This window comes from Trichlorobacter sp., from assembly GCF_034008105.1.
Classification (GTDB): Bacteria; Desulfobacterota; Desulfuromonadia; order Geobacterales; family Pseudopelobacteraceae; genus Trichlorobacter.
In genome coordinates this window covers 264,525-280,912 of sequence record NZ_JAVEPN010000001.1, presented here as the reverse complement: position 1 = coordinate 280,912, position 16,388 = coordinate 264,525, and the positions used below count along the sequence as shown (strand labels likewise).

Here is a 16,388-nt window from a genome sequence, read left to right as displayed (position 1 = left end):
TTTGCCACAACAGACCTCGACTAGCTGCCGCACTCACCGCCCCTATGCGCCGATCCGCTGAAAGCGCGGCACCTGCTGACCGTCCAGTTCAACGTTCTCCATAAACATCACCACGGGGCGTACCCAGAGTGAATTGTTGTCGTACAGGCAGCGATAGACCACCAGCAATTCGTCGGTTTCGCTGTGGCGAGCCGTACCCAGCACCCGGTACTGGCCCCCCTTGTAGTGTCGGTACAGTCCCGGCTCAGGTTGCAGGATGTTCATACGATCAGCGCCGGCTCTTACGCTTTTTGGGTGCTGCCGGTACTGATTTGAATTCAGATTCATAACCCACCGTGAACGATAGTGCGCCGTCGTTGCGCATACTCATGAAATGGGCATTGTTGGTATCGAAGGGACAGATCGGCTGGCTACAGGGCTCAAAACCGAAACGTTGGTAGTAGGCCGGCTCACCCAGCACAAACAACGTCTGGCTCTTGATCGACTCCTGACGCAGGGCGAAGTTGAGCAGTTCCGTGCCGACTCCCTGGCGCTGAAAATCCGGCGCCACCACCATCGGCGCCAGGTGCAGACCGCAGACCTGTCTGCCATGGAAGGCGTTGGAAAAGGCGACGTAGCCGATGACCTTGTTGATATGGATGCAGACCCACTCCTGCAGCGGCTTGTTGTGTTCGTGCAGCTGCTGCACCAGGGCCGTCTCGTAGGCGCTGCCGGGAAAGGCCCGCTGCAGCAGGGCGTAGACCTTGGGGCGGTGTTCGCTGGTTACCTTCTGAATCTTCATGGTTCCATTACTCCGGTGGCGTGGTGACGCTGTTCAGGTATGTAGCACAATCGGCGTCCCAGGGCATGTAAAACCATACATTTGCTACCTTCAGTTGCCATATTCCGGCGATTCAGCTACTATCGCGCCAGTTTTCACCCAACAAGGAGCCCCTATGCCCGCTAATGCCCGCCATATTCTTGTGGCTACCGAAGCCCAGTGCCTGCAGCTTAAGACCGAAATCGAGGCCGGCGCCGATTTCGCCGAGGTTGCCAAACGTGCCTCATCCTGTCCCTCCGGTCAGCAGGGGGGCGATCTCGGCACCTTCAATCCCGGCCAGATGGTGCCAGAGTTCGACCAGGCCGTGTTCAGCAGCGAGGTCAACACGCTGATCGGCCCCGTGCAGACCCAGTTCGGCTACCACCTGATCGAGGTGACCAAGCGCTGGGAGACCCCCAAGGCCGAACCCCAGGCAGCGGACACCCTTGATCAGGCGCTGGAGCTGTTGCGGCAGGACATGACCAACGCCGCCAGCCAATCAAAATTCTACGACCTGTTCCTGAACACCACCTTCTGCGTGCCGACCCTCGATCCAAAGGAACTGAGCGGTGATGTCACCCTTGAAGAGGGACAGGTGCTGCCGCTGATCGTTGAATCCGACGGCAACGATTACCTGATGATCTTTGACAGCCCGGAGCGCCTGAAAAACTGGACCGGCAAGGAGACCACCTGGATCGGCGTACCGGGCCATGTGCTAGCCGCCACCACCATGCCGCCACTGCATATGGCCATGAACGTGGGCACCAATTACTCCAAGCAGTTCCTGCCCGATGAGATCGCCTGGCTGCGCGAGGTGGTGGAGCAGTGCAACCAGTCCGGAGCCGGTCAGCCGGCAGGCTGAGGTCACTAGACGACGCAGTCGGCGACTGCGGATACGAAAAAGGCGGCCAATTGGCCGCCTTTTTTTATTGATCTGAAAGTGCTGATCAGCCCTGCTGCTTGGCCAGCAGATAGCGGCCAACATAGTTCTTGGAAAACTGGTAGGCGGTGCGGCCGCAACGCTTGCTCTTGTCATGGGACCACTTGATCGCCTCCTGCTCCAGCTCCTTGGTAAGCGGGATCTCCACCTGCCGCTCCCGCGCCTCGCGGGTAATGGCCAGCCGGACCGCATCCAGGTAGCGATCCTGCGAAAAGGCGTAAAAGGCGACCCACAGACCGAAACGATCGGACAACGAAATCTTCTCCTCCATCACCTCGCTCTGCTGCAGCTCACCATTCACAAACATGCCGCCCCGTTGATCCGTCTCGTATTCCGGCAGCAGATGCCGCCGGTTGGAGGTAACGTAGATCAGCACGTTCTCCGGCGGTGAGTAGACCGATCCGTCCAGGGCGCTTTTCAGCATCTTGTAACTCAACTCCCCCGGCTCAAAGGTCAGGTCGTCGCACAGCAGGATGAAACGGTACGGCTGATCCTCCACCACGCTGAAGATCTCCGACAGGTAGATCAGGTCTTCCTTCTCGATCTGGATCACCCGCAGCCCTTGGGGGGCATACTCGTTAAGCAGCGCCTTGATGATCGAGGACTTGCCGGTGCCACGGGAGCCCCACAACAGGGCGTTGTTGGCCGGCAGGCCAGCCAAAAACTGACGGGTATTGTGCTCCATCACCTCGATCTGCTTTTCCACCCCCAGCAGCTCCGAGAGCCGGGTGGTGTCGGTCACCCGCACCGGCTCCAGGTAGCCGGAAAATGAATGGCGACGCCAGTTGGCGGCGTAACAGGCGGACCAGTCCACCGGCTTGACCGTGCGGGGCAGCAGCATCTCCACCGAGCTGAGTACACGCTCCAATCGGGCAACAACGTCAGGTTTCAGGTTCAGCATCGTTCGTCTCGTTTCATAGGTAAAGTACGCCGTTGAGCCTGGCGGCCTGGCGGGTGCTGATGTAAGCAGGATGTTGGCACGGGAAACGGTGCAGGTTCGAAGGGAAACAGGTAGAGCCGGACTGCCGCGTGCGGAGCGACCCATATACCCCACCTGCCGGAGGTGTGTCAAACTGAAAGTATGCTGCTTTCACTCTATACTGAGTGGCCTGCCCGGATTGGTCGTTAGCGGGATTTTTTCGGCCCCGGGGCCGAGTTGCGGCCCAGCCGGGCATCCAGCTCGTCGATCCAACCGGCCTTGGCGTCGGGAAAGGCATCGGCGTAGGGCACGTACGGCTTGATATCCAGCACCGGGGTGCCGTCCAGCAGGTCCACCCCCCGCAGCTGCAGGGTGCGGCCTTCGATCGTCAGCAACTCCACCGCCGACAGGCCGATGGCATTGGGACGGTGGGGCGAACGGGTGGCCAGCACGCCGCGCTTGGGGCCGCCCCGGGGCGGCTTGACCGTGTTCTTCCAACCCTGGCTCAGGTGAAAGGCAAAGATCAGCCAGACCCGATCAAAGCCTTGCAGGTCCTGCAACACCTGCTCATCCAGCCAATCGGCCAGCTCCAGGGTGGCAAGGGCAGCCTCACCGCTCTCGGTCCCCGCCACCACCGTACTCTGGTGGGGGGCGTCGATGCGGCGGCTGTAGGGAGAACGTAAGATGCCGATCGGGCAATAGCGGTAGGGGCTGTCGCAGGTCATGACGCAAATGCTAACGCAAGCGGGCTGTCCTGACAATACAATAGCAACAGGTTACACGATCCATTTACAGAGAGGTGTTGCGCCGAAGCGCATGAAAATGTTACATAGATTAATCCATATCTCTACGATACGAGGTTGAAACGATGACACACTTTGGTCCAACCAAGCTTGACGCAGCGTTGATCCCGAACATAGCCCGTCAGTGGGGCACCCCGATCTACCTGCACGACCAGGCATACATTGAAAACAGCTGCCAGCAACTGCTGGGCATGCCCAATGCCTTCGGCCTGCATGTGCGCTACGCCATGAAGGCCAACTCCGACCGCACCGTGCTGCGGGTGGTCACCAACCAGGGGCTTGATCTGGACTGCTCGTCGCTGGACGAAGCAGCCCGCGCTCATAGCGCCGGCATCCCCTACAGCCGGATGATGCTGACCACCCAGGAAGTGCCCACCGGCGAGGAACGGACCGAGCTGGAGCAGATGATCAAAGCGGGGCTCAAGTACAACGTCTGCTCCATGCTGCAGTTCAAGCTGATTGCCGACTTTGCCAAGGCCAACAGCGTCGACCTCTCAATGCGAGTGCACCCCGGCGCGTCCGGCGGCGGCGAGAGCGCCACCCGCGATACCGGCAGCGAGTACTCCTGCTTCGGCGTACACCTGAGGGATGTGCCCAAGGTCAAGGCCATGGCCGACGAGATGGGCCTGCGCTTCACCCAGGTGCACGTGCATATCGGCTCCGGCGGCGATCCGGAAAAGTGGCGCCAGAACATCGACCGCGAGCTGGGCTTTGTGAAGACCTACTTCCCGGATGCCGTCACGGTCAGCTTTGGCGGCGGCCTGAAGGTGGCCCGCATGCCGGGCGAGAAGCAGGCCGACATCACCAGCCTGGGCGCCTATGCCAAACAGCGCATCGAAGAGTTCAAGGCCGAAACCGGCCGCGAACTGGAGATGGAGATCGAGCCGGGCACCTTTGTGGTGGCCAACTCCGGCCATATCATCACCCGCATCATCGACAAGAAACTGACCAACGAGCTGAACTTCCTGATCGTGGACGGCGGCATGGAGCTCTTGACCCGGCCGCTGCTGTACGGCTCCGAGCACCCGATCGCCATCGTGCGCCAGGACGGCACCCTGCTCTCCAGCGAGTACGACCAGTGCCCGGCTGAGGGACTCAAGTCCTTCGGCATCGTGGGCCGCTGCTGCGAGAGCGGCGACTCGGTGCGCCTGGACAATGATGGCAATATCGTGCCGGTGCTGATTGCCGAGCCCGAGATCGGCGACTATGTGGTCATCGGCGGCACCGGGGCCTACTCCGAGAGCATGTCACCAGAGAACTACAACTCCCACCGCAAGCCGGGAGCCATTATGAAGACCAAGAACGGCGAACTGGTGCTGATCCGCAAGAAGCAGGTCCGTGCTCAGCTTACCCAGAACGAGCTGGATGTGCAGTTGTAGATCTCGTTCTCACCTTACTGAAACGACAACAGGCGGCCGATTGGCCGCCTGTTGTCGTTTATACGCTATCCAACAAAATCTTTATCAGACCACCGCCACGATGGTGTAGGTCGACCGCTTGCCGGCATCACTCTGCTGCAGCTCATCCCCCACAGTAAGCCCGATAAGTTGCTTCCCCAGCGGAGCGGCAGGAGTAATCACCACGATCTCACCGGCAGGGTCGGCCAGCTTCATGCCGCCGGCCTGAGGGCCGATAAACAGCCGCCGCAGGCTGCCTGCTCCATCCTCCAGCGTTACCAGGGCCCCCAGGCGTAGCGGCGTATCGTCGTCAAACTGCTGCAGCTCCAGGCTACGGTAGGCCTCAAGTCCCTGGCGGATCTCCTGGGCCCGGTTGGCCTGCCCCTGGGCGATGTAGGAAGCCTCCAGCGCGGTGGTGTCGTACTTGTTGTCCGGCTGGCACTCCTCGTGGGTGGCGGCACGGTGGGCATGCAGGGCCGCAGCGGTGAACAGGGCCAGGTCGGCCTCCAGACGGGCAATAATGGTGGCAACAAGCTGCTGTTTGGTCATGGCCGTACTCATCCAACTACCTGCAGCGCCGTCTCCAGGGTCTCGTTGCCGATGGTCAGGTAGCAGACCCCTTCGGTAATGGTAAGCCCCCAGGTCAGGGAACGCTCCAGGCGCTGCACGATGGCAGCAACAAACGGCTGGTCGATGGTGATGATGCTCAGGTTGGCACAACGCGCCAACTTGGGCAGATGCTGCTGCTCCCAGCTGGGCATGGCCCGGCCGCAGGCCAACAGCCGCACCTGTTCGCTATGGCGGCTGGCCTTGGTGATCCGTTCGTTATCCGGCAGCCCCACCTCCACCCACAGCCGCACCCGGCCATCGCCGTTTTTCAGCCATAGCTCAGGTTCGTCGCCGGCACAGAGCCCCTTGGTAAAGCTTAAGCCCTCTTCGTAAAAGAGGGCATAGGCCAGTAGCCGCGCCACCAGACGTTCCTCAGTCTCGGAGGGGTGCTGGGCCACGGTGGCGGTCAGGGTTTCATAGACGCCGCGATCAAGGTCCGACAGCGAGATGGTGGCTTTATAGATGGTGGCAGGCAGTGCCATAGCTAGTCCTTTTCAGTTTGGCCGCTGGCCCCGCAGCAGTTTGTGCAGCAGGCTGTCCAGGGCCGATGCAAAACGGTTGCGGTCGCTCATGCTGAACGGTGGCGGCCCGCCCCCCTGCAGCATGCCACTATCACGCAACTCACTCATCAGATCGCGAAAGGCCAGCCGGTCGCCGATGGATTCTTCAGTGTACTGCTCGCCGCGCGGGTCCAGGGCGATGCCCCCCTTGGCCACGATCCGGGCCGCCAGCGGCACATCGGCGGTCACCACCAGGTCGGTGGGGGCGGCATGCTCAGCGATGTAGTCGTCGGCCACATCAAAACCGTCAGCCACCACAATCGTCTCCACCAGCGGGCCGTTGTGTTTGGCAAGACTCTTGTTGGCCACCAGGCAGAGCGGCACCTGCAGCCGGCTTGAGGCCCGGAACAGTATCTCCTTCACCACCCGCGGGCAGGCATCGGCATCAATCCAGATCTTCATGGTGTCCTAACGGTACACTTTGTCATGGCTGCCGATGTCGAGCAGGATAATCTCTTGTTCGGTTACCATGACGGTGAGGGTAATGCGATAAGAATAGGTCAATCTGACGGCATGGCAGCCGGCCAGCTTGCCCGTGAGTGGATGCAGCCCAAGACTCGGTTGAAAAGGGTCCAGCTTAAGCGCCTCGAAGACAACGGCAAAGCGGGGTCGCAGGTCAGGGTGCTTTTTGAAAAACTTTCGCGCCTGGCGGAGGAACGGTTCAGGAGTGGCAACAGTGAACACGGGTCACTCTCCGGCCGCGTCAATTGCCTGCAACAGCTCCTCGGCCGAGGCAAACCGCCGCACTCGCCCGGCCTTAACCTCCGCCAGTGATGCCTTTACCCGCGCCACGTAGGCCTCCTCAGCGTCGGCCACCAGCTCCTGGTAACGTGCCTCGGTCAGCACCACGTACTCGGGCCGGTTGTTGCGGATCAGATGCACGTCACCATTGACGATCAGATCGTCAAGCGCGGCAAGGCCGCGGCGTTTTAGCTCTTGCGCAGGGACGGTATTCATTTCGGCACCTCTTCTGGTACTTAATAAAGTATCCATATCATGCCATGTCGCGTGGCAAGTTACCACTACATTTTCAAAAACTGACAAGGCGGCCAATTGGCCGCCTTGTGAATTAAGTATGCTGTCCACGGAATCCTCTTGGAATCCTCTTGCACAACCTATTTAATTTTCTGAACTTTCAGCGAGTTGTGGCACCTGTTCATTATTGTATTTCTTGCGGGCTATCAGCTCAACCTGAGGTTTTATGTAGTTATAGAGATCTTTAATACGTAACGACCCATTCTGGTTTATAACCTCTTCATTTTTAAGGCCCTTAAGCATGAAATAGGTGAAAAGCCCGTGTCCCTTTTCGTCATAGGTTGAGCTTATTTGCGTTTCAGATGAGGCCGAAAGAACAGTGATATTATGAGTTGCCGAGGGCATTTTCATTTTGGCAACCAATGACCGCGCCCCTTTTGCGATAACAGAGCGGCCACCTGCGCCAGAGAAACAGGAATCAAGAGCAACAATAACACTCTGCACCCTTAGCTTACCTAAGGCCAAGTACAGCCGGCTCAACGAGTATCCGGTCTCATCAATGAATGAAGGATCGCCATCATATGGAACCAGATATGCATCACCAGTCACCGGATTTGGTGCCCCATGACCAGAATAGTATACAAAGACATTAGAACTTTGCTCAACATTATTAGGCAACCATTTTTCAATATATTTTGAAAGATCACTCTGCAGCGCCTGGTCGTTTGTCAACAGGACAACATTTTCTTCCGGGTACCCCAAGACATTTACCAGATACTTGCTGACCAGCGTAGCGTCAGAAACGGCAAAATCTGCTTTAGGCAACTTTAGCCGATATTGTTCAATGCCAATGACAATGGCATACGCAGCCTTGTTTGGTGGTGCTTTTGCAACGGGAACCTCGTCGATATCTGACGTTACCATAAGCGAGGCTGGCTGATTTGCAGTGGGTACTGTTACGGCCACAGGCTGCCCGAAAGCCCTTTCTTTCTGTATCTGCACAAGCAGGTCAATGGCGCTTTGAGTACCGATTCCCTGACGTAGCCCAGCAATGGCCTTGCTTACATTGGCACCTTTATCTAGCAGAAGATTTACTACCTCTATGTTTCCATGATAGGCAGCATTACTCAGTGGTGTCCACCCCATATTACCAGAAGTTATTTCCAAGTTAGCGCCCTTGGCGAGTAAAAGCTTTACAACATCAAGGTGGCCAACAGAGCTTGCTGCGCTTAACGGGTTGGAGCTCGCCGGACCAAAACTCTCATTTACATCAGCACCTTTATCAATAAGCTCTTTGACAGCTTTAACATCCCCTTTAGCTACCGCAGTATACAAAGGTGTCGCACATCCGCTAAAGAGTGGCAACGAACAACCAATCAGAGCCATGAAGAATATTTTTATCATGATACGCTCCAGCCCAAAATGAATTCTTGGATAGTTTACCCATTCCTTCACTGAAAAACAATAAAGGCGGCCAATCGGCAGCCTTTATTCATGGTCAAAACAAGTTGTTTGTTACTTCAAATTCTTCTTGATCCTCTCCACCGCCTCAATCACATTCTCGCGATGGCCGAAGGCCGACAGCCGGAAGAACCCTTCCCCTGATGGGCCGAAGCCGGAGCCGGGGGTACCGACCACGTTGCACTCATTCAAGAGCTTGTCGAAGAAATCCCAGCTGCTCATGCCGCCCGGGGTCTTGAGCCAGATGTAGGGAGCATCCACCCCGCCGTAGCAGGTGACGCCGGCCGCGGTCAGACCTTCACGGATGATGCGGGCGTTCTCCATGTAGTAGTCGATGATCTCCTTGGTCTGCTTCCAGCCCTCATCAGAGTACACGGCGGCAGCAGCCTTCTGCACCGGGTAGGAGGCGCCGTTGAACTTGGTGGTGGTGCGGCGCAGCCAGAGCTTGTTGAAGCTGTACCTCTCACCTGTGCTCGTTGTGCCCATCACCTCTTCCGGCACCACCACCAGGCCGCAACGCACGCCGGTGAAGCCGGCGGTCTTGGAGAAGGAGCGGAACTCGATGGCGCACTTCTTGGCCCCTTCCACCTCGTAGATCGAGTGGGGGATCTCCGGGTTGGTGATGAAGGCCTCGTAGGCCGCGTCGAAGAAGATCACGGCGTCGTTGGCGTTGGCGTAGTCGACCCACTTCTTCAGTTCTGCTTTCGTCGCCACGGTGCCGGTGGGGTTGTTGGGGAAGCAGAGGTAGATGATGTCCACTTTTTGGGTGGGCAGCGAGGGGATGAAGTTGTTGGCCTCGTTGCAGGGCATATAGACGATGTTCTTATAGTAGCCCTTGTCATCGGCCTCGCCGGTGCGGCCAATCATCACGTTGGTGTCGTTGTACACAGGATACACCGGATCGCCGATGGCCACCACGTTGTCCAAGGCAAAGATATCCAGGATGTTGGCGCAGTCGCACTTGGAACCGTCGGAGATGAACATCTCCTCGGTCTTGAGACTTACCCCCAGCGGCTTGTAGGACTTCTCAATGATGGCGTTGATCAGCCAGTCGTAGCCCTGCTCCGGGCCGTAGCCGGCGAACTTGTCGGTGGTGGCCAGATCGTCCACGGCGTCGTGAAAGGCCTTCAGCACGGCCGGGGCCAGGGGACGGGTCACGTCGCCGATCCCTAAGCGGATCACCTTGGCATCCGGGTTGGCGGCGGCAAACTCACGCACGCGGCGGCCGATCTCGGGGAACAGGTAGCCAGCCTTTAATTTCAGGTAGTTGTCGTTAATCTTTGCCATTACTGAAATCCTCCAAAATATGAGATATGAATGATCCTTATTTAACGCAAAGACGCGAAGGCGCTAAGAAATCAGGAAGCTTACGTTTCAAATTTCTTTGCGACTTTGCGACTTTGCGCCTTGAGCGAGAGAAGCGAGCGGGCGTTAAACGCCTATTTTAGTCCTAAAACGTCCTGCATATCGTACAGTCCAGGTTTTTGGGATACCACCCACTTGGCAGCCCGCACCGAACCACGGGAGAACATGTCGCGGGTCATGGCGCGGTGGGAGATCTCGATCCGCTCACCCTGTCCGATGAAGTAGACGGTGTGCTCGCCGATGATGTCACCGCCCCGCACGGTCTGCATGCCGATCTCTTCCTTGGTGCGCTCGCCACAGATCCCCTCGCGGTGATAGTTGGCCACCTTGTTGTAATCACGCCCCAGGGCCTCGGCCACCACCTCGCCCATCCGCACGGCGGTGCCGCTGGGGGAATCCTTCTTCTTGTTGTGGTGCAGCTCCACGATCTCCACGTCGAAGTCATCGCCCAAGGTCTTGGCGACATCTTTGAGCACCTTGAAACAGACGTTGACGCCCACCGACATGTTGGGGGCCAGCACGGCCGGGATATCCTTGGCCAGCTCGGCGGCCAGGGCCCGCTCTTCAGGGGTGAAACCGGTGGAGCCGATCACGATTGACTTCTTCTTCAGGCCGCAGACCTCCAGGTTCTTGAGCGAAACCTTGGGGGTGGTGAAGTCAATCAGCACATCACACCCCTCAACAACTGCATTCAAGTCATCGGAGATGGCAACACCCAACTGGCCGCAACCAGCCAGAAGGCCTGCATCATGGCCAACCAGAGGGTGGCCGGGACGTTCCAACGCTCCCGAAACGGTGCAGCCCGCCTCAACAGCGGCGACAATGATTCTCTGTCCCATGCGGCCTGCGGCGCCGCAGACGGCTATCTTAATCATGGCAACCTCGACGGCTTCGCCAAAGGTCCATCTGCTTCGTTGCTCTCGTCGCGCAACGCTCAACGTACTACCCGAGTACGCCTCGCGTCCCGCTCCTCGTGCGCCTGGCATCTGGAGCCTTTGGCTGTGCCGTTAGCTAAGATGTAATGCTATATCAGCTTGTACTCTTTCATAATCGCGGCAAGTTTATTCTTATTCGCCTCAGACATAGGTGCCAGCGGCAGGCGCACCTCGTCGGAACACTTGCCCATCAGCCCCAGGGCGGTCTTGACCGGCACCGGGTTGCTTTCGATGAACATGGCGTTGCTGATCTTCAGGGTGTCCAGGTGCAGTTGGCGGGCCGTGGCCAGATCGCCGGCGAAGTAGGCGTCGGTCAGGTCACCCACCGCCTTGGGCATGATGTTGGCCAGCACCGAGATGACCCCCTTGGCGCCGCAGGCCATCATCGGGAAGGTGATGAAGTCGTCGCCGGACAGCACGTCGATCTGGTCGCCGCACAGCGCCAGTATCTCGGAGGCCTGTTGCAGCGAGCCGGTGGCTTCCTTGATGGCCACGATATTCTTGATGGCGGACAGACGGGCCACGGTCTCGGGCAGCAGGTTAACCCCGGTGCGACCCGGTACGTTGTAGAGGATCTGCGGGATGGCAACGGCCTCGGCCACCGCCTTGTAGTGCAGGTACAGGCCTTCCTGGGTCGGCTTGTTGTAGTAGGGGGTCACCAGCAGGCAACCATCGGCGCCCAGCTGCTTGGCATGCTCGGTCATCTCGATCGCCTCGCGGGTCGAGTTGGAGCCAGTGCCGGCGATCACCGGAACCCGCTTCTTGACCTGCTCCACCACGATCTGGATCACGCGGTCGTGCTCTTCGTAATCCAGAGTAGACGACTCACCGGTGGTGCCGCAGGGCACGATGGCATCGGTGCCGTCCTCGATCTGGAACTCGACCAGTTCCCGCAGTTTCTCTTCGTCAACCGCACCATTGCTGAACGGTGTAACGATTGCAACAATACTCCCCTTGAACATGACTGCCTCCCCTTAGACACGAGAATATGCACACGCAGAACTAGTCTGAAATCTTCCAGTAGTAGATATGAAAGCCCGGCCCATGCTCGTCAACCGGGGCCGGACGCAGCTCCCACAGCAGATCCCATTGTCGCTTGGGATTGGCGCTCTGAAAACGACCCGGCTCCCCCTTGAGCGGGTACATCCGCCAGCCCAGCCGCCGGGAGGCGGCCAGCAGTTCCCGTTGGACCTGCTTTTGCGGGCGTGTACTGCTGTAGCGCATCCGCAGGTTGGGCGATTCGATGCAGGGGGTGTCGTCCTCACCCGGTCGGCACAGCTCGATCACCGCGCCGGGCAGCACCGGGAAAAGCCGTTCGGTGACCGCCAGGGCCGGAGTCACAGTGACCAGCACCAGCAGCATTGCAAAGCCAAGCACAGGCTTCATCTGACCAGCCGCACCACAAAATAACGATCTAATCCGTTGAAAACCGTAACGTATAGTAAAATTGGAATTATTTACCATGCCACCCGGAAAATGTCAAAACGTGTTTATACGGTGGATAAAGGCGATCAGCAGGCCGTAATGAAAGTGATTGAACGGGAAACGCAACCGTGGCAGCTGGGCCAGGTCGGGCTGGTCATCCTCGCACTCCAGTGGCCCGCAACACTCAATCCGTCCACCTTCGAGGATCAGTTCGGGAAACTCCTGTTCCAGGGTACGGATCTGCTCATCGGTCAAGGGGTTGTTGAGACGGATGATGACCAGCTCATCATGGAAGCGGACCGAATGGTAGACACGGTAGAAGTTCTCGATCACCTGGGCCGCCTCGTGTTCGTCCTTGGTGATGGTGAAGATCGAGAAATCCTCGCCGGAGATCAACCCCTTGATCAAGAGCTGTTCCTTAACAAACTCGAAGAACTGCTCCCAGAAACCGTCGGCATCGTCCACCAACACCAGCGGCTTGGGCGAGGTCTTGCCGGTCTGCACCAGGGTAAAGACCTCCATCGCCTCGTCCAGGGTGCCGAAACCGCCAGGGAAAACCGCCACTGCGTCGGCCTCCTTGACAAAGGCCACCTTGCGGTTGAAGAAGTACTTGTAGGTAACCAGACGGGGGTTGCGCTGCATGATCGGGTTGGCATGTTGTTCGAACGGCAAGCGGATATTGACCGCAAAGGAGTTCTCGCTGCCTGCCCCTTCGTTGCCGGCCTGCATGATGCCGCCGCCGCCGCCGGTAATCGCCATCCAGCCCTTATCGGCCAACAGACGGGCGAAACGGACGCAGGTCTGGTAAATCGGCTCCTCCGGCTTAGTGCGGGCCGAGCCGAAGATGGTGATTTTTTTCCGGTCGCGGTAAGGTGCAAAGACCCGGGTGGTGTAGCGCATCTCGCGCAGGGTGCGGTTGATCAGCTTGAGATCGGGGATGTAATCGGTCTCCTGACCGATCTTGAGGGCCGCAATCAACAACTCCCGCACCAGTTCTGGATGATAGATGTCACCGCTGGCAGCCAGCAGGCGATCGATCAGGCGGTCAACTTCTTCGTTGGTGTGGGAAAAACTGAGATCCATGGTCCCTCCGGACGCAGACTGCGGCAAGGTTGTGTGGGGCGCACCCTACCACAGTTCAAAGGTGCTGTAAACCGCTGGTCGGCCGGATTCACAGCTTGCAATTTTGCCTGTGTCCGTAGTAGTATGCATACCTTTCCGGCACTGCCGGAGTCCCGTCCAAAGGAGCCTGTTATCCATGCTTGACCTGATTCGCAAAAAGAAGGAATCGATCATCATCAAGGTGGTTTTCGCGGTTATTGTACTATCGTTCATCGGCACGATCTTCCTGGTCTGGGGCAAGGGTGAGGAAGGCTTCAGCACCGGAGGCGCCGGCTATGCCGCCAAGGTGGACCGTACCACCATCTCGCTGGAGCAGTACCAAAACTCGTACCAACGGCTGCGTGACATCTATCTGCAGCTGTTCGGCCAGGCCGCCGGCGGCCTGACCCCGGAACTGGAAAAGCAGCTCAACATCCGCCAGGCAGCCCTGGACCGCCTGATCGACAGCGTTCTGCTGACCAAGGGAGCCAAGGAGCTGGGCGTAAAGGTCAGCAAGGATGAGGTGGCTGCGGCAATCGCCGCCATGCCGGCCTTCCAGAACAACGGCGCCTTCGACCTGGCCCTGTATCAACAAACTCTCAAGATGTCCCGCATCACCCCCAGCGACTTCGAAGATTCGCAGAAGGCCGACCTGCTGATCGCCAAGACACGCAAGGCGATCATGGATAAGGCCCAGGTCAGCGACGACGACGCCAAGGCCCAGTATCACAAGGAACGCGACCGGATTGAACTGAACTACGTCTCGTTCAGTGCTGCCGAACTGGCTGCCGGCGTCAAACCGAGCGAAGCAGAGCTGGACGACTACCTCAAAAACAACGCAGACAAATTCAAGAGCCCGGAAAAGGTGGCCATCAGCTATCTGCTGCTGGACCCTTCCTCTCAAGTTGCCAGCCAGCAGGTGACAACCGAAGAACAGGAGAGCTTCTACCGCAAGAACCTGGATCGCTACCTGGGCAACGACAACAGCCCGATCCCCTTTGAACAGGTCAAGCAGCGCGTACTGGCCGACGCCAAGCGCAGCAAGGCCAGCAAGGCGACCTTTGAAAAGGCGGCCGACACCCTTTTCCAGAACATCAAGAGCGCTGATCTGCAGCTGGTGGCCAGCAAACTGGGCACCACGACCCGCGATACCGGCCTGTTCACCGCCGCTGCACCACCCCAGGCCCTGGCCGGAGAACAGGCGCTGCTGCAGAAGGCCTTTGAACTGAAGGCCGGCGAACTGGGCGGACCGCTGGAAACCGCCAAAGGGATCTACATCTTCAAGGTAAAGGAAAAACAACCGGCTGCGCTGCTGCCGCTGTCCCAGGTGCGCGGCACGGTGGAGCAGCAGGTGCGTGCCGCCAAGGCGGCTGAGCTAGCCAAGCAAAAGGCGGTGGATGCCCAGAAGCAACTGGCCACCAGCAACCTTTCCGGCCTGAAGCTACAATCCACAACGGCCTTCGGTTACAACGCCAAGGGCGATCTGCCCGGTATCGGCACCTCACAAACACTGATGGAAGATGCCTTTAAACTGACCACAGCCGCTCCGGCCTTGAGCGAGCCGATGCTGATCGGCAACCGCTGGTACGCGGTGCGGCTTAAGCAGCGTATTGCTGCGCCTGAAGCTGATTTCGCCGCCCAGAAGGAGGCCCTCAAACAGCGCATGCTGCCCCAGCGCCAGGAAGAGGCACTCAAGAGCTGGCTAAAAGAGCGTCGCGACAAGGCCAAGATCGTCATAAACCAGGCCCTGCTGGAGCAGTAATTCACCTACTTAGATTTTCAGACCACGTTTATTGTCTTGTTAAGGAGAAGCGCCATGACACAACCCGTAAAGCAGACCGATTTCCCTGGCCTGAAACTGATCAGCCGCGGCAAGGTACGTGACATCTATGATCTGGGAGAGACCCTGTTGATGGTCACCTCCGACCGGATCTCTGCCTTTGACGTGATCATGAACGAGCCGATCCCTGACAAGGGTGCGGTGCTGACCCAGATCTCCAAGTTCTGGTTCGCACAGATGGAAGACATCATCCCCAACCATATCATCTCCACCGATGTGGCCGACTACCCAGCTGAGTGCCAACCCTACGCCGACGTGCTGGCCGGTCGCTCGATGTGGGTCAAGAAGGCTCAACCCTTGGCCGCCGAGTGCATCGTGCGCGGCTATGTCTCCGGCTCGGGCTGGAAAGATTACAAGGCTACCGGTTCCATCTGCGGCATCAAGTTGCCGGAAGGGCTGAAGGAATCGGACCGCCTGGCAGAGCCGATCTTCACCCCTTCCACCAAGGCCGAACTGGGGACCCACGACGAAAACATCTCCTTTGACGAGATGGCCACGATCTGCGGCAAGGAGCTGGCTGAGCAGGCTCGCGAGGCCACCATCAAGATCTACTGCCGGGCCCGCGACATCGCTGCCCAGAAGGGGATCATCATCGCCGACACCAAGTTCGAGTTCGGCGTGTTTGAGGGCAAGCTGATCATCATCGACGAGTGCCTGACCCCTGATTCAAGCCGTTTCTGGCCTGCCGACCAGTACCAGCCCGGCGGTCCCCAGCCCAGCTTCGACAAGCAGTTCCTGCGGGATTACCTGGAGACCCTGGATTGGGGCAAGACCGCTCCGGCGCCGCCCCTGCCGGAGGAGATCGTGCGCAAGACCGGCGAGAAGTATAAGGAGGCGCTGTTCCGCCTGGCCGGTATCAGCCTCTAGCAGTCTGTGTTCCAGCACTAAAAATCCCGCCGGCATATCGGCGGGATTTTTTCGTGGCTGCCATTTGACTGCAACCGATCATGCGCTATAGTTAATTTCTAGCATTTTAGCGCACAAAGGAGTCTCCCATGAAACTCGACGAGGTCAAAAAAATAGCGGAGCAGCATGGCATTAAACCAGGCAAGCAGCGCAAGGCGGACCTGATCAGGGCCATCCAGCAGGCCGAGGGCAACCTGCCCTGCTACGATACCGGTCAGGTGGAGCAATGTGGCCAGCTCGATTGTTGCTGGCGCGATGACTGTGAATGATTACTCTACCGGCACCTCGTGTTCAGAGGTTCTACAAACAAATGGCCCGCCGACTCTGTCAGCGGGCCATTACCATGTAGCAGA

General features: G+C 58.4%; 20 protein-coding genes and 1 pseudogene. 6 read left to right on the top strand and 15 right to left on the bottom strand.

Annotated features, from left to right (window positions below; genetic code table 11):
• Nucleotides 1-42: 42 nt before the first annotated feature.
• Together RBQ93_RS01395 and RBQ93_RS01390 are read right to left on the bottom strand one after the other, a co-directional pair.
• Nucleotides 43-264 (bottom strand): DUF1653 domain-containing protein, encoded by a 222-nt coding sequence (locus tag RBQ93_RS01395; RefSeq protein ID WP_320370205.1) that lies wholly within the window; start codon nt 262-264, stop codon nt 43-45.
• Nucleotides 265-268: 4 nt separating this feature from the next.
• Nucleotides 269-781: an N-acetyltransferase gene (locus RBQ93_RS01390; protein WP_320370204.1), complete on the bottom strand. Its 513-nt coding sequence runs from the start codon at nt 779-781 to the stop codon at nt 269-271.
• 154 nt (nt 782-935) lie between these two features.
• Here RBQ93_RS01390 and RBQ93_RS12415 point away from each other — a divergent pair.
• Both RBQ93_RS12415 and RBQ93_RS12410 read left to right on the top strand, forming a co-directional pair.
• Nucleotides 936-1,205, top strand: a pseudogene (locus RBQ93_RS12415) (peptidylprolyl isomerase); the annotation flags it as partial.
• Nucleotides 1,194-1,661 (top strand): SseB family protein, encoded by a 468-nt coding sequence (locus RBQ93_RS12410; protein WP_413818346.1) that lies wholly within the window; start codon nt 1,194-1,196, stop codon nt 1,659-1,661. The pseudogene RBQ93_RS12415 and the gene RBQ93_RS12410, both read left to right, overlap by 12 nt.
• Before the next feature lie 85 nt (nt 1,662-1,746).
• On the opposite strand, the gene RBQ93_RS01380 is transcribed toward RBQ93_RS12410, so the two are convergent.
• Both RBQ93_RS01380 and tsaA read right to left on the bottom strand, forming a co-directional pair.
• The gene (locus RBQ93_RS01380; RefSeq protein ID WP_320370202.1) at nt 1,747-2,640 is read right to left on the bottom strand and encodes an ATP-binding protein; all 894 of its coding nucleotides are present in this window, start codon (nt 2,638-2,640) and stop codon (nt 1,747-1,749) included.
• A gap of 224 nt (nt 2,641-2,864) precedes the next feature.
• Nucleotides 2,865-3,383 carry a tRNA (N6-threonylcarbamoyladenosine(37)-N6)-methyltransferase TrmO gene (gene tsaA / locus RBQ93_RS01375; RefSeq protein WP_320370201.1) on the bottom strand — a complete coding sequence of 173 codons (519 nt, stop codon included), beginning with the start codon at nt 3,381-3,383 and terminating at the stop codon, nt 2,865-2,867.
• Nucleotides 3,384-3,526: 143 nt separating this feature from the next.
• On the opposite strand from tsaA, the gene RBQ93_RS01370 reads away from it, so the two are divergent.
• The gene (locus RBQ93_RS01370) at nt 3,527-4,840 is read left to right on the top strand and encodes a diaminopimelate decarboxylase (protein WP_320370200.1); all 1,314 of its coding nucleotides are present in this window, start codon (nt 3,527-3,529) and stop codon (nt 4,838-4,840) included.
• Between the two features lie 84 nt (nt 4,841-4,924).
• Here the strand turns inward: RBQ93_RS01370 and RBQ93_RS01365 are convergent, their stop codons facing one another.
• The 11 genes from RBQ93_RS01365 to RBQ93_RS01315 all read right to left on the bottom strand — a co-directional run bounded on the left by RBQ93_RS01365 (nt 4,925) and on the right by RBQ93_RS01315 (nt 13,271).
• A complete protein-coding gene (locus tag RBQ93_RS01365) occupies nt 4,925-5,407 on the bottom strand; it encodes a transcription elongation factor GreAB (RefSeq protein ID WP_320370199.1) in 483 nt (160 codons plus the stop codon).
• Nucleotides 5,408-5,415: 8 nt separating this feature from the next.
• Nucleotides 5,416-5,949, bottom strand: a complete 534-nt coding sequence (locus RBQ93_RS01360) for a YaeQ family protein (protein ID WP_320370198.1) — start codon at nt 5,947-5,949, stop codon at nt 5,416-5,418.
• A 12-nt stretch (nt 5,950-5,961) separates the two neighbouring features.
• Entirely contained in the window at nt 5,962-6,429 is a 468-nt protein-coding gene (locus RBQ93_RS01355) for a YaiI/YqxD family protein (RefSeq protein WP_320370197.1), read from the bottom strand.
• 6 nt (nt 6,430-6,435) lie between these two features.
• Nucleotides 6,436-6,711 carry a plasmid stabilization protein gene (locus tag RBQ93_RS01350; RefSeq protein ID WP_320370196.1) on the bottom strand — a complete coding sequence of 92 codons (276 nt, stop codon included), beginning with the start codon at nt 6,709-6,711 and terminating at the stop codon, nt 6,436-6,438.
• Nucleotides 6,712-6,714: 3 nt separating this feature from the next.
• Nucleotides 6,715-6,984 (bottom strand): prevent-host-death protein, encoded by a 270-nt coding sequence (locus tag RBQ93_RS01345; RefSeq protein ID WP_320370195.1) that lies wholly within the window; start codon nt 6,982-6,984, stop codon nt 6,715-6,717.
• 162 nt (nt 6,985-7,146) lie between these two features.
• Nucleotides 7,147-8,406, bottom strand: a complete 1,260-nt coding sequence (locus RBQ93_RS01340) for an ankyrin repeat domain-containing protein (RefSeq protein WP_320370194.1) — start codon at nt 8,404-8,406, stop codon at nt 7,147-7,149.
• Nucleotides 8,407-8,517: 111 nt separating this feature from the next.
• On the bottom strand, nt 8,518-9,750 hold the full coding sequence (locus RBQ93_RS01335) for an LL-diaminopimelate aminotransferase (protein ID WP_320370193.1): 1,233 nt from the start codon (nt 9,748-9,750) through the stop codon (nt 8,518-8,520).
• Between the two features lie 152 nt (nt 9,751-9,902).
• Complete coding sequence (gene dapB / locus RBQ93_RS01330; RefSeq protein ID WP_320370192.1) at nt 9,903-10,703, bottom strand: 4-hydroxy-tetrahydrodipicolinate reductase; 801 nt, start codon at nt 10,701-10,703, stop codon at nt 9,903-9,905.
• 149 nt (nt 10,704-10,852) lie between these two features.
• Nucleotides 10,853-11,725 (bottom strand): 4-hydroxy-tetrahydrodipicolinate synthase, encoded by an 873-nt coding sequence (gene dapA / locus RBQ93_RS01325; protein ID WP_320370191.1) that lies wholly within the window; start codon nt 11,723-11,725, stop codon nt 10,853-10,855.
• Between the two features lie 40 nt (nt 11,726-11,765).
• On the bottom strand, nt 11,766-12,149 hold the full coding sequence (locus RBQ93_RS01320) for a hypothetical protein (protein ID WP_320370190.1): 384 nt from the start codon (nt 12,147-12,149) through the stop codon (nt 11,766-11,768).
• A 93-nt stretch (nt 12,150-12,242) separates the two neighbouring features.
• Nucleotides 12,243-13,271 carry a TIGR00730 family Rossman fold protein gene (locus RBQ93_RS01315; protein WP_320370189.1) on the bottom strand — a complete coding sequence of 343 codons (1,029 nt, stop codon included), beginning with the start codon at nt 13,269-13,271 and terminating at the stop codon, nt 12,243-12,245.
• A 175-nt stretch (nt 13,272-13,446) separates the two neighbouring features.
• Between RBQ93_RS01315 and RBQ93_RS01310 the strand changes: the two genes are divergently transcribed.
• The 3 genes from RBQ93_RS01310 to RBQ93_RS01300 all read left to right on the top strand — a co-directional run bounded on the left by RBQ93_RS01310 (nt 13,447) and on the right by RBQ93_RS01300 (nt 16,304).
• Entirely contained in the window at nt 13,447-15,051 is a 1,605-nt protein-coding gene (locus tag RBQ93_RS01310; protein ID WP_320370188.1) for a SurA N-terminal domain-containing protein, read from the top strand.
• A 54-nt stretch (nt 15,052-15,105) separates the two neighbouring features.
• Complete coding sequence (locus RBQ93_RS01305) at nt 15,106-15,996, top strand: phosphoribosylaminoimidazolesuccinocarboxamide synthase (protein WP_320370187.1); 891 nt, start codon at nt 15,106-15,108, stop codon at nt 15,994-15,996.
• A gap of 128 nt (nt 15,997-16,124) precedes the next feature.
• Nucleotides 16,125-16,304, top strand: coding sequence for a Rho termination factor N-terminal domain-containing protein (locus RBQ93_RS01300; RefSeq protein ID WP_320370186.1), 180 nt, complete (start codon nt 16,125-16,127; stop codon nt 16,302-16,304).
• Nucleotides 16,305-16,388 lie beyond the last annotated feature (84 nt).